This is a genomic window from Streptomyces sp. NPDC048434, from assembly GCF_043200375.1.
Classification (GTDB): domain Bacteria; phylum Actinomycetota; class Actinomycetes; order Streptomycetales; family Streptomycetaceae; genus Streptomyces.
This window is the reverse complement of sequence record NZ_JBICXQ010000006.1, coordinates 130,858-142,963: the sequence shown is the minus strand read 5'-3', so window position 1 is coordinate 142,963 and position 12,106 is coordinate 130,858. Positions and strand designations below refer to the sequence as shown.

General features: G+C 73.5%; 8 protein-coding genes and 1 pseudogene. 7 read left to right on the top strand and 2 right to left on the bottom strand.

The window, feature by feature from the left end; genetic code table 11:
• Positions 1–4: 4 nt before the first annotated feature.
• The 5 genes from ACGFWI_RS09535 to ACGFWI_RS09515 are packed head-to-tail and all read left to right on the top strand — an operon-like array spanning position 5 to position 6,185.
• On the top strand, positions 5–793 hold the full coding sequence (locus tag ACGFWI_RS09535; protein WP_393905361.1) for an alpha/beta fold hydrolase: 789 nt from the start codon (positions 5–7) through the stop codon (positions 791–793).
• The gene (locus tag ACGFWI_RS09530) at positions 790–2,109 is read left to right on the top strand and encodes a nucleotide disphospho-sugar-binding domain-containing protein (RefSeq protein ID WP_393905360.1); all 1,320 of its coding nucleotides are present in this window, start codon (positions 790–792) and stop codon (positions 2,107–2,109) included. Before ACGFWI_RS09535 ends, ACGFWI_RS09530 begins: the two co-directional genes overlap by 4 nt.
• Before the next feature lie 5 nt (positions 2,110–2,114).
• Entirely contained in the window at positions 2,115–3,974 is a 1,860-nt protein-coding gene (locus ACGFWI_RS09525) for a methyltransferase domain-containing protein (RefSeq protein WP_393905359.1), read from the top strand.
• Positions 3,971–4,957: a galactokinase gene (locus ACGFWI_RS09520; protein ID WP_393905358.1), complete on the top strand. Its 987-nt coding sequence runs from the start codon at positions 3,971–3,973 to the stop codon at positions 4,955–4,957. Before ACGFWI_RS09525 ends, ACGFWI_RS09520 begins: the two co-directional genes overlap by 4 nt.
• Before the next feature lie 43 nt (positions 4,958–5,000).
• Positions 5,001–6,185, top strand: coding sequence for an alkaline phosphatase family protein (locus ACGFWI_RS09515; RefSeq protein WP_393905357.1), 1,185 nt, complete (start codon positions 5,001–5,003; stop codon positions 6,183–6,185).
• A gap of 159 nt (positions 6,186–6,344) precedes the next feature.
• Here the strand turns inward: ACGFWI_RS09515 and lysX are convergent, their stop codons facing one another.
• Positions 6,345–9,662 (bottom strand): bifunctional lysylphosphatidylglycerol synthetase/lysine--tRNA ligase LysX, encoded by a 3,318-nt coding sequence (gene lysX / locus ACGFWI_RS09510; RefSeq protein ID WP_393905356.1) that lies wholly within the window; start codon positions 9,660–9,662, stop codon positions 6,345–6,347.
• A gap of 68 nt (positions 9,663–9,730) precedes the next feature.
• Positions 9,731–10,591 (bottom strand): Ig-like domain-containing protein, encoded by an 861-nt coding sequence (locus tag ACGFWI_RS09505; protein WP_393905355.1) that lies wholly within the window; start codon positions 10,589–10,591, stop codon positions 9,731–9,733.
• 439 nt (positions 10,592–11,030) lie between these two features.
• Here ACGFWI_RS09505 and ACGFWI_RS09500 point away from each other — a divergent pair, with 439 nt between their 5' ends.
• Positions 11,031–11,225, top strand: a complete 195-nt coding sequence (locus ACGFWI_RS09500; RefSeq protein ID WP_030088015.1) for a hypothetical protein — start codon at positions 11,031–11,033, stop codon at positions 11,223–11,225.
• Positions 11,222–12,083: pseudogene (locus tag ACGFWI_RS09495) on the top strand (MFS transporter). Before ACGFWI_RS09500 ends, ACGFWI_RS09495 begins: the two are co-directional and overlap by 4 nt.
• The last annotated feature ends 23 nt before the right edge of the window (positions 12,084–12,106 follow it).

Here is a 12,106-nt window from a genome sequence, read left to right as displayed (position 1 = left end):
CACCATGGCCCTGACCCCCGCAGGCGGGCTGCGCCTCCACACCCAGACGCTGCCGGGCCGCGGCGGCCCCACGGTCGTCTTCCTCCACGGCCTCGTGATGGACAACCTGTCGAGCTTCTACTGCACCCTCGCGGGCCCCGTCTCCCGCGCCGGATACCAGGTGCTCCTCTACGACCAGCGCGGACACGGCCGCAGCGAACGCCCGCCCGGCGGCTACGACAGGGACACCGCGGTGGCCGATCTCACCGCCCTGCTCGCAACCCTCGGCCTCGACCGCCGCCCGGTCCACCTGGTCGGCAACAGCTACGGCGGTGTGCTCGCCCTGCACACCGCGCTCGTCCGGCCCGACCTGGTCGCCTCACTCGTGCTGATCGATGCCCAACTGACCGGTGACTGGGTCGCGAACATGACCGACACCCTCACCGTCGCGGCCCTCGGCCTCGAACACCGCCGCCTGCCCGAGCAACTCGCCGCGCTCGGGCGGCGCAAGGAGGCCCGGCTGACCGCCGGCGCCGACGCCCTGCTCAACCGCACCTCCCTGATCGAGGACATCGCGGCGGGCCCCGCCTTCACCGCCCACGACTTCGCCCGGCTCGGCCGCCCGGTCCTCGCCGTCTACGGAGAGCACTCCGAACTCCTCCCCGGAGCACGGGAACTCGCGGCCGCCGCGCCGGACTGCGAGCTGTGTGTGCTCCCGGGGGTGGGACACACCGTGCTCAACGAAGCCACCGAACGGCTCTGTGCCGCCGTGCTGGAACGGCTCGGCGCCCGGGCAGGGGCGGTGGCCGGATGAGAGTGCTGTTCGTCGTCCCGCCACTGGTAGGACATGTCAACCCCACGGTCGCCGTCGCCGCCGAACTCACCGCGCGCGGCCACCGGGTCGCCTGGACCGGCCCCGCGGCGTCCCTCGCACCGCTGCTCTCCGCGGGCTCCCTCCTGTACCCGGCGGGAGAGCGGGGCGCGGGCGACGGCACCGACGTACTGCACGGGCGGTGGCGCGATCTGCGGGGTATCGCGGCCCTGCGCTTCCTCTGGGCGGAGGTCCTCATCCCCCTCGCCCGCGCGATGCTGCCCGGTGTGCACACCGCCGTCGAAGCCTTTGCGCCCGATGTGGTGGTGGCCGACCAACAGGCCCTGGCCGGGCCCCTGGTGGCGCGGCGCCACGGTCTGCCCTGGGCGACCTCGGCGACCACGTCGGCCGAGTTCACCCGTCCCTTCGACGGTGTCCCCAAGGTGGGGGAGTGGGTGGCGCAGCGCATCGCCGCACTGCTCGCCGAATGCGGCGCACCCGGCGGCTGGGACCCACGCTTCTCCCCGCACCTCGTCCTGGTCTTCTCCACCCCCGCGCTCATCGGGGACGGCGGGCCGGCCGGCGACGCGGTGCGCCCGGGTGGGCCGGCCGTCGCCGGAAAGGGCGCCGTGGCCCGCCCCGGGGGACGGCGGTATCCGCCCCACTACGCCTTCGTCGGGCCCGCCTTCGGCGCCCGCCCCTCCGCCGGAGACTTCCCGTGGCACCGGCTGGACCCCGGGCGCGCGCGGGTGCTCGTCTCCCTCGGCACCCTCAACCGCGAGGCGGGCGCCCGTTTCTACCCCGCGGTACTGCGCGCCGCTGACGCCCTCGCGGACCGGGCGCAGCTGATCCTGGCCGCCCCCGGAGAGCTCGCCGGGACCGTCCCGCGCCATGTGGTGCACCAGGAGTACGTCCCCCAACTCGCCCTGCTGCCGCACCTCGACGCCGTGCTGTGCCACGGCGGCCACAACACCGTGTGCGAGGCGCTCGCCCATGGACTGCCGCTGGTCGTGGCGCCCGTCCGCGACGATCAGCCGATCGTCGCGGGGCAGGTGGCCGGGACCGGTGCGGGGGTGCGGGTGCGGTTCGGCCGGGCCCGCGCGGACGAGCTCCACCAGGCGCTGGCCGCCGTACTGGACGACCCGGCCCACCGTCGTGCGGCCCGCCGTATCCAGGCGTCCTTCGCCGAGGCGGGCGGCGCCCGCACCGCGGCCGACCGTCTGGAGAAGCTGCCGCCCGGCACATCCGCAGGCCGGCACCCCGGCCGGCCCGCACTCTGCACCGCCCCCACCGAGACCGAGAACGAGAAGGGACCGTGAGCCCGATGACGCGAGTGCACCGTTCGGGACCCCGTACACGATGGGTGGCGGCCGCCGCCGTGGCGGCCCTGGGAGCGGGCACCGTGCGCGCCCGCCGCAGGCTCGCCGCGCTGCCGGTGCTCGCCCCCGCCCCGCCGCACGATGCCCCAGGACCGCTCCAGGGCTGGCACCTGATCACCGCGCCCGGCGTCACGGCCGACGAGGCGACCCTGCGCGCCGCGGTCGACCACGCCGTACGCGAGGGGCTGTGCGTCGTCGACCTCATCCCGGCGCGCCTGGACACCGAGAGCACCCTCGGTCTGCTTCGGCTGCTCGACCCCGCGGCCCACCGCACCGACCGGTGCGCCCCGGGCCACGGCGCGGGCCACGCCCTGCTGGTGGCCGACGACGTCCACCGGCGGGCCGGGCTCGGCGACGGGACACCGCCGCGTTCGGTGCCCGATCTGCTCCGCCTCGTCCGCACCCTCAAGGAGTACGCCCCCGACACCACCGGCTGGGCCCTCGCCCCCGGTCTCACCGTGCCGCCCCCCGACCCCGCGCGGCACGCCGAGGAACTCAGGGCCCGCGGCCTCCCGCCGGCCCTGCTGGCCGCCGCTCGGCTCGCCGGCCTCGCCCTGCTGGTGAAGTGCCTGGTCTCGGCGCCGCGTTGGGGTGCCGCGGCAACCGCCCTGTACTGGCTGCAGCCCGCCGCCGTCCTGGGCCCGGTCCCCGGACCGCGCCCCGCGGACCTCGCCCGCGCCACCGCCTCCCGTCCGCTGCGCGCCCTGTCGACCGCGCTGCGGACCCTCGCCACCCCGGCCGCCGAGGGGCCGGACGCCGCCGGTGCCGCGGCCCGCCGGGACGCGTACGCGGCCGAACTCGCGGGCGGCATGGACCGGTTCTTCGAGCCCCGCCGCACGGACTGCCCCTGGTGCTCGACGCCCGGACCCGTCGTGCGGATCCGCACGCCCGACCTGCTCCAGGGCAAGCCCGGCCGGTTCACCCTGGAGGAGTGCCGCCACTGCGGCCACATCTTCCAGAACCCCCGGCTCACCCCGGACGGGCTCGACTTCTACTACCGCGACTTCTACGAAGGCCTCGGCGGTGACGGCGCCTCCCTGGTCCTGGGCCGGATGAGCGGCACCTACCGTGCCCGTGCCGAGATGCTCCGGCCCTTCACCACCCCCAGAACCTGGCTCGACGTCGGAACCGCCGCGGCACACTTCTGCAACGCCGCACGTGCCGTATGGCCCGACACCCGCTTCGACGGGCTGGATATGGGCGAAGGGGTGCACGAGGCCGCTCGCCGGGGCTGGATCGACACCGCCTACCAGGGCCAGTTCCCCGACCTCGCCGACCGGCTCGCCGGACGTTACGACACGGTGAGCATGCACCACTACCTCGAACACACCCGGGACCCCTTCGCCGAACTCGACGCGGCCGTCAAGGTCCTGGCCCCCGGCGGCCATCTGCTCATCGAACTCCCCGATCCCCGGTCCCGTGCCGGCCGGCTGCTCGGCCGCTACTGGCTGCCCTGGTTCCAGCCCCAGCACCAGCACCTCATGCCGGCCGGAAACCTCAAACAGGCCCTGGCAGCACGGGGATTCACCGTCCTCGCCGAGCAGCACGGCGCGGCCCACCAGCCCAACGGCGATTTCCTCGGCGCCGTCGCGCTCGCCGCGAACGGGCTCGCCCCCGACCCGCTCGCCCCCTGGGCCACCGTCCCCGCCACCCCGGCCCGCCGCGCCGCCCGAAGCGCCGTACAGGCCATGGCGGTGCCCTGCTACGCCGCCGCGCTCGCCCTCGACAGCCTGCGCACCGTGGTGGCCCGGGCCACCGACGGCGGCAACGCCTACCGGCTGCTGGCCCGCAAAGAGCTGGGGTGAGCGCGGTGGACCTGGTGTACCGCACCACGGCGGACCCGCTGCTGCGCCTGCTCTCCCACGGCTTCGCGACGGCGTACCACCGCCCGCCCGACGCGGTGTGGCGGGCCCCGTACGCCTTCCGGGTCACCGCGTCCGCCGTCCCGCCCGGCCCGCCGCGAAACGGGACGGCGCCACGGACCGACTGGTGCGCGGCGGCCGACCAATACGTCGATGTGGCCGTCGCCCCGCGCGCCGACGGGGTGCTGCGCTGCGCCTCGCTCAACCACCCGGCCGAGACCGCCGAACTCCCCCTCACCGGACCGGCCGCCCAGGCCCCCGGCTGGATCGCCCGCCCGTACGCCGTGCTGCGCACCCTCGCCGCCGCCGGATGCGGCCGGGGCGGCGCCGATCTGCAGCTGAACGCCCCCTTGCCCGAAGCCGTGGGGCTGCCCGTCGCCGAACCGCTGGAGTGCGCGGTCGCCCTCGCCGTCGCGGACGTACACGCCGGCCGGGGCGAAGGCCCTCCGGTCCGCGCGCAGTTGGCGCGTCTGCTGGGCGCCGCCGTGCCCGGCGATGACGGGCTGCGCCGGGCCGTGCTCTTCGCCCGGGCCGGCCACCTCCTGGCGGCCGACGGCAGCCATCAGCCGCTGCGTGCCCCTGACGGCGGTACGGACGCCTGTCTGCTGCTCCTGACGGCCCGTCCCGCCACGGGCGGCGGCGCGGGTATGGACGGCGCCGGCCCGGCCACCGCGACAGCCGCTGCCACCGCCTCTTCCCTTGCCACCGGCCTCGCCGACGCGGTCCGCGCGGCCCTGCGCGCCGGTGCGTGGTCCGCCTGGTGGCCCGGCACCCGGCCGGGGCGCAGTGTGCTGCTGCTGGTGCCCCCGGACCGGCGTGCGGCGGTGCGGACCGCCGCCGCCGATGCCTTCCGCCGCTGTGATCTGCCCGTGCCCCGCGTACTGCGGATCGCCGTCGCGGCCGCGGCCCGCCGCGAGGACCGATGACCACGACCTCGGCAGCCCCCGGCAAGGAGGGAGAGGAGACCTGATGACACGCACAGCGGCCCGTCTGCGCAGGGCGACCGTGGCGGTGCTCGGCGCGCTCGGCCTGATCCTCGCGGCCACCACCGCCGACGCCCACACCCCCCGAGGAGACACCGCCGTTGCGGGCAGCGGCACCCGCACCGCGCTGCCGTCCTACGACCACGTGGTGATCGTCGTCTTCGAGAACAAGCAGTACGGCGAGATCATCGGCAGCGCCGACGCGCCCTACCTCAACCAACTCGCCCAGGACGGCGCCGGCCTGACCGGAATGAAGGCGCTGACCCACCCCAGCCAGCCGAACTACTTCAACCTCTTCTCCGGCACCACACAGGGGATCACCGGCGACGGCTGCTACGCCGCGCAGTCGATGACCGCGCCCAACCTCGGCCAGGAGCTGCTCGCCGCCGGCAAGACCTTTGCGAGCTACAACGAGGGCCTGCCGGCCGAGGGTTCCACGACCTGCGCCGACGGCCGGTACGCCCAGAAGCACAACCCCTGGTTCGCCTTCACGAACGTGCCCGTGCAGACCGGCAAGACCTTCGCCCAGTTCCCCAAGGACGACTTCACCCGGCTGCCGACCGTGTCCTTCGTCATCCCGGACATGTGCAACGACATGCACGACTGCGCCGTGGGCAGCGGCGACACCTGGCTCAAGAACAACCTCGCCTCCTACGCCCAGTGGGCCAAGGAGCACAACAGTCTGCTGATGGTGACCTGGGACGAGGACAACTACCTCGGCTCCAACAGGATCGCGACCGTGTTCCACGGCGCCCATGTCCGGCAGGGCACCGTCAGCGGTGCCTACAACCACTTCAGCCTGCTGCGGACGGTCGAGGACATCTACGGCACCGGGCATGCGGGCAACGCCGCCACCGCCGCCCCCGTCACCGGGGTGTTCGACACCGGAGGCACCGAGCCGCCCGGCGGTGATCTGAAGCTCACCGCCCCCGGCCCGCAGACCTGCCGCTTCCTCCAGGACTGCACCGTCCCGCTGACCGCCACCGGCGGCACACCCCCGCTCACCTACCGCGCCACCGGTCTGCCGCTGGGACTGAGCGCCGACGCCGCCGGCGGCCGGATCGGCGGCCGGCCCTGGCAGACCGGCTCCTTCCCGGTCACCGCCACCGCCACCGACTCCCTCGGCGCCACGGCCACCGCCTCCTTCCCGCTCACCGTCACCTGGTTCTGACGGCCCCGGGCACGGTGGCCGACCGCCGCACTCCCGGCCGTGCCCTTCCCGGTGACTGCGGCACCGGCCCGTGCCGAGCCGCCTGCGCACGGCGAAGGCCACCACCGAGCGGTGGTGGCCTTCGCCGTGCGGCCCGCCGTGACCGGGCCCGGAGTGCCGTCAGCGGCGCCGCACCAGCGGGAACGGCAGCGTCTCGCGGATCGACAGACCGGTGAGGAACATGACCAGCCGGTCCACACCGATGCCCAGACCACCGGTCGGCGGCATCGCGTACTCCAGGGCCTGCAGGAAGTCCTCGTCCAGCTCCATCGCCTCCGGGTCACCGCCGGCCGCCAGCAGCGACTGGGCGGTGAGCCGCCGCCGCTGCTCCACCGGGTCGGTCAGCTCGGAGTAGGCGGTGCCCAGTTCGGTGCCGAACGCGACCAGGTCCCAGCGCTCGGCGAGCCGCGGGTCCCGCCGGTGCTGACGGGTCAGCGGCGAGACCTCGGTGGGGAAGTCCTTGTAGAACGTGGGGAGCTGAGTCCGCTCCTCCACCAGCCGCTCATACATCTCCAGCACGATGTCGCCACGGCCCATCTCCGGCTTCAGCGGCACCGAAGAGGCGTGGCACAGCCGGCGCAGCACGTCCTGCCCGGTGTCCGCGTCGACCTCCTCGCCGAGCGCCTCGGAGATCGCGCCGTAGACGGTCTTCACCGGCCAGATGCCCGAGATGTCGTGCTCGACCAGCCGGCCGTTCTCGTCCGCCTTGCGGGCGGTGGCGCTGCCGAACGCGGCGATCGCCGCGCTCTGGATCAGCTCCCGGGTCAGATCGAGCATCACGTCGTAGTCGGCGAACGCCTGGTACGCCTCCAGCATCGTGAACTCGGGGTTGTGCTTGTAGGAGATGCCCTCGTTGCGGAAGGTCCGCCCCATCTCGAAGACCTTCTCCATACCGCCCACGCACAGCCGCTTGAGATACAGCTCCGGCGCGATCCGCAGATACAGATCGAGGTCGTAGGCGTTGATATGGGTGTGGAACGGGCGGGCGTTGGCGCCACCGTGGATCTGCTGCAGCATCGGCGTCTCGACCTCGAGGTAGCCGCGGTCGATCAGCCCCTGGCGCAGCGCCTGGACGGCCGTGCTGCGCGCCCGTACGTTGTCCCGCGCGTCCGGCGAGACGACCAGGTCCACATACCGCTGGCGGACCTTGGCCTCCGGGTCGGACAGTCCGCGCCGCTTGTCCGGCAGCGGCCGCAGGCACTTGGCCGTCAGCCGCCACTGCGTCACGAACACCGTCAGCTCACCGCGGGCGCTGCTGCCGACCTCGCCCTCCGCCTCGATGTGGTCACCGAGGTCGATGTCCGAACCGAAGCGCTCCAGTACCTCCTTGCCGCTGCCGTCGCGGGTCAGCGCGATCTGCAGATCGCCCGACCAGTCCCGCAGCACCGCGAAGAGCACGCCACCGTGGTCGCGGGTGAGCAGCACCCGCCCCGCGATGCTGACGGACTTGCCGGTCCGCGCCCCGGACGTCAGGTCGGGGTACTCGGCGCGGACCTCGCCCAGGGTGTGCGTACGCTCCACGCCCACCGGATACGGGTCGGTGCCGGCCTCCCGCAGCCGCTCCAGCTTCCGGTGGCGCACCCGCACCTGCTCGGGCAGCGCGGCCAGTTCCCGCTCGTGCAGCTCCTCCTCGGTGGCCGGACCGGTCTGCACCAGGCCGAGCTCGTCCAGCGAGGGCAGGCCCGCGGTGCTGGCCGGGGCCAGCACCCGCTTCTTGTGGCCCTTGCCCCACAGCTTGCCCAGGCTCGGCACGGCCACGAAGCCCTCGGCGATACCGGAGGCCAGGCCGATACGGGCCAGCGCGCCGGCGTCCGCGTAGCACAGGAACCGCGGATACCACTCCGGGTTGTACTTCGCGTTGGATCGGTAGAGGGCTTCCAGCTGCCACCACTTGGAGAAGAACAGCAGCAGCTTGCGCCAGAACTTCAGCACCGGCCCGGCACCGATCCGGGCGCCCTCCTCGAAGGCGGACCGGAACACCGCGAAGTTCAGCGAGATCCGGCGCACGCCCATCGCACCGGCCTGGGCGCACAGCCGGGCCACCATGAACTCCATGACACCGTTGGGCGCGGTGCGGTCACGGCGCATGACATCCAGCGAGATGCCGTCCTTGCCCCACGGCACGAAGGACAACAGCGCGATCATGTTGCCGTCGCCGTCGAACGCCTCGGCCAGCAGGCACTCACCGTCCTCCGGGTCGCCCAGCCGGTCCAGCGCCATCGAGAATCCGCGCTCGGTCTCGGTGTCCCGCCAGGCGTCCGCCCGGTGGATGACTTCCTGCATCTCCTCGTCGCTCAGCGCGGAGTGGCGCCGTACGCGGAAGGCCGCGCCGGTGCGCTCGACGCGGTTGACGGCCTGGCGGGTCACCCGCATCTCCCGGCCGTCGAGGTCGAAGTCCTTCACCTGCAAGATCGCCTCGTCGCCGAGCTGCAGCGCCCCGAGCCCGCTGCGGGCGAAGGCCTTGGCGCCGCTCTCGCTGGCCCCCATGACGGCGGGCTGCCAGCCGTACCGTCCGGCGACCTCCAGCCATGCCTCGATGGCCTGCGTCCACGCCTCGCGGTCACCGACCGGGTCACCACTGGCCAGACAGACACCGGCCTCGACGCGGTAGGTGACGGCGGCCTTGCCGCTGGGGGAGAAGACCACGGCCTTGTCGCGGCGGGAGGCGAAGTAGCCGAGCGAGTCCTGGCTGCCGTAGCGGTCCAGCAGCGCCCGGATCCGGGCCTCCTCGTCGCCGTGCAGCGCGGCCTCCATACGCTGCGAACGGAACAGCGCGGCCGCCGCGTTCAGCAGTGCCAGCGCACCGAGCAGCCCGAGAACGGCGCTGGTCCAGTGCGGCGGATGGCCCTCGATCAGCCGGCCGCCGACCAGCCCGCCGCAGACGCGATTGGCCGCCCACAGCAGCCGGTTGGCGGCGCCGGGCTCCAGCGTGCCGGGGGCCAGCGACACCAGTCCCCAGCCGATCAGCACCGCCGCGGCGAGCCCGCCGATCAGCACCCCGATCGCGCGCAGGAACGCGCCGCGCCGGGTGATCGCATAGAACTCGCGGTGCGAGACGAGCAGAAGCACCAGCGCACCGGCGCACAGCACCAGGGAGAAGGCGTACTCCCAGTACCCCGCGGCCAGGAACAGCGCGTCCGCCAGGGTGACCAGCACCATGTAGGTCACCACGAACCACAGCGCGACCTGTTTGCGTGCGGTCATCGCCGCGGCCAGGAGGAAGAGGAAGGCCGCGTAGGCGAAGTTCGGCACCACCGGGATGGTGAGCGTGTCCAGCCAGTAGATCACCGGGTGGAACCCGCGCCGGAGGGGCCCGATCAGCGCCATCAGGGCACAGAAGAGCCCCAACAGGCTGAAGACGATGGCGAAGCCATTGGGGACACGGCGCCGGAAGCGCTGCCACCCCGCGAGTTGATCCTGGTCCTGCACGGTGCTCATTCCGTCACACTAGGCTCTGAAAGGGGCCAGCTGCTCGACGCTCGGGCGCTGGTTCACTGCCACGGGGATCAGCCGTCATTCCGGTCTCCGATCCCGATGGCCCTGTTGTCTTCCCCTCCCCGTAAGGAGGGTGTGGTGACCTCTACAGGGTCACCCACGTGGACCCTGCCACAAACCCGCCCCGTGTCCGAGTCGGTGCAACTCCGGCCGATGGTGAAGTTCAGGTCATAGTCGTTGGCGAAGTAACGGCCGCCGCCGGAGTCCACCCCGTCGAGATCCGCCCGTAGCGTGACCTCGGTGCCCGGCTTCCAGGGCCGCGCGGGCCGCCAGTCCACCCGGTCGCTGCCGCTGCGGTCCTTCCCCCAGTCCCACGACCCGGTCATGCGGTGGTCGGCGGTGACGCTCAGCCGCCGCTCCACCGTGGTCCGGTCGGTGACCGGGAAGTCGAAGACGATCGAGAGGGGCCGGTCGGCGCCGGTCGCCGCGCCCGGTGAGCGGGGATCGAGCATCAGCGTGTTGAGCTCGGCGGCCTTCGCGGTGGTCAGCGACTCCTTGGCCGCACCGGCACCGCCCTGTGCGTTCCTGGTCCTGGCGACGACGGAGTACCGGGTGTCCGGCGCGGCCTTCTCCCTGGACGTCCAGCTGGTCGCGCCCCGGCCGAGGCCGCCCGGCAGCTGCCGTCCCCTGGGGTCGGTGACCCTCACCCCGGTCAGTACCCCGCCCTCCGCGGTCACCCGGAGGCGGTCGCCGGCCTGAACGGTCCTGGTCCCGCTCGCCGCGCCCAGCGCCACCTTCACCGGACCGCCCTGCGGGGCCGGCTCCGCGTTTCCCCCGCACGCGGTGAGCGTGCCCGCACCGAGCACCGCGACCAGCGCGAGTGCGCCGCGCTGCGGCCGGAGGGGCCGGCGGCGGGCGGGGGGCTGGCTCATGTCGGGGGCTTTCGTCTGCGGTGCGGGAGGGCGGCGCTGTCGGCCGCTAAGACGGCCGATCGCTCTACCTCGTTGCAGGGAGTGATGTGATACACGGCACACCGGCCGGCGGCCTGCGGTGTGGAGGGTGAACGGCCGAGCGCCGCTTGGCACTTGCGGCGATATGGGCGATTCCTTCCGAGCGGACCGGCCGGTGGCAGGTGAGGGGGCGGATCGGCGGACGGCCGGCCGGCGGCGGAGGTGCCCGCCCGGGACGTGGGTAAGTGGACTCCCGGCCCGGGTGGGCTCACCGGTCCGCTGCGCCCCGCGGCCGCTCCCCGTGACCCGCAGTGATCACCTGATCGGAGCACCCGGACGAGAACCGTACATACCCTGAAATACGCCAAACTGGCCACCCCTTGCTGCCCGTTCGGGCGGCGATTGAGGAGGCGTGCGTCCCATGGCCATTTCCATCTCGGTCGTACTGCTGCTGGTGATCCTGACCGTGATCTTCCTGCGCAGCGGAAAGCTCAAGATCTCGCACGCCCTGGTGTGCGCGCTGCTCGGCTTCTACCTGGCGAACAGCAGCCTCGCCCCGGACATCCACCAAGGGCTGTCCGGCGCCGCCGACGTGGTGAGCAGTGTGCGTCCGTGACACCGGCGGCCTGCCGGAACCTCATCCTCGCCACCCTCGGTTTCACGGTCACCTTCTGGGCCTGGAACCTGCTCTCCCCTCTGGGCAACGCCTTCCAGGCCGGCCTCGGCCTGACCGACGTCGAGGCCTCGGCGCTGGTGGCGGTGCCGTTGCTGGCCGGCTCGCTGGGCCGGGTGCCGGTCGGTGCGCTCACCGACCGCTATGGCGCCCGGGTGATGTTCCCGCTGGTCTCCGGGCTCACCCTCGTGCCGGTGCTGCTGATCGTGCCCGCCAAGCACTCCTACGCCCAGATGCTCGCCATGGGCGTTCTGCTCGGCCTGGGCGGCACCACGTTCGCCATCGGCGTCCCCCTCGTGAACGCCTGGTCTGGAGTCCCGGTAACACCTCGGCGGCACCGAAGCGGGCACCGAAACGGCCGGCTTCGTCCTGGCCGCCGTCGTCTTCCGGCCCCTCGGCGGCTGGTGCGCGGACCGGGTGCACCCCGCCGTCGTCACCGCAGGGGCGCTGGGCGTGGTCGCGCTGGCCGCGATCTTCCAGGCCTTCGACCCGCCGCTGAACCCGAGGGGATGCGCGCACTTCCTGGTGAGGGCGGCGGGCCTGGGCGCGGCCGGCGGTGCCCTCTTCGCGCTCGTCCCGCGGGTGACGCCGCAGTCGCAGCTCGGCAGCGTCACCGGCATCGTCGGCGCCGCCGGCGGCCTGGGCGGCTTCGTTCCGCCGCTCGTCCTGGGCGCGGTCCACCGCGGCAAGGGCACCTGCTCCCTCGGCTTCATGCTGCTCTCCGACCTGGCCCTGGCCGGCAGCGTCTACGCCGTGGTCCGGATGCGCACCGCGGGCGCCGCGACCGCCGGGAAGGCCTGACCCCCGGCCGGGCGCCGCCAGTT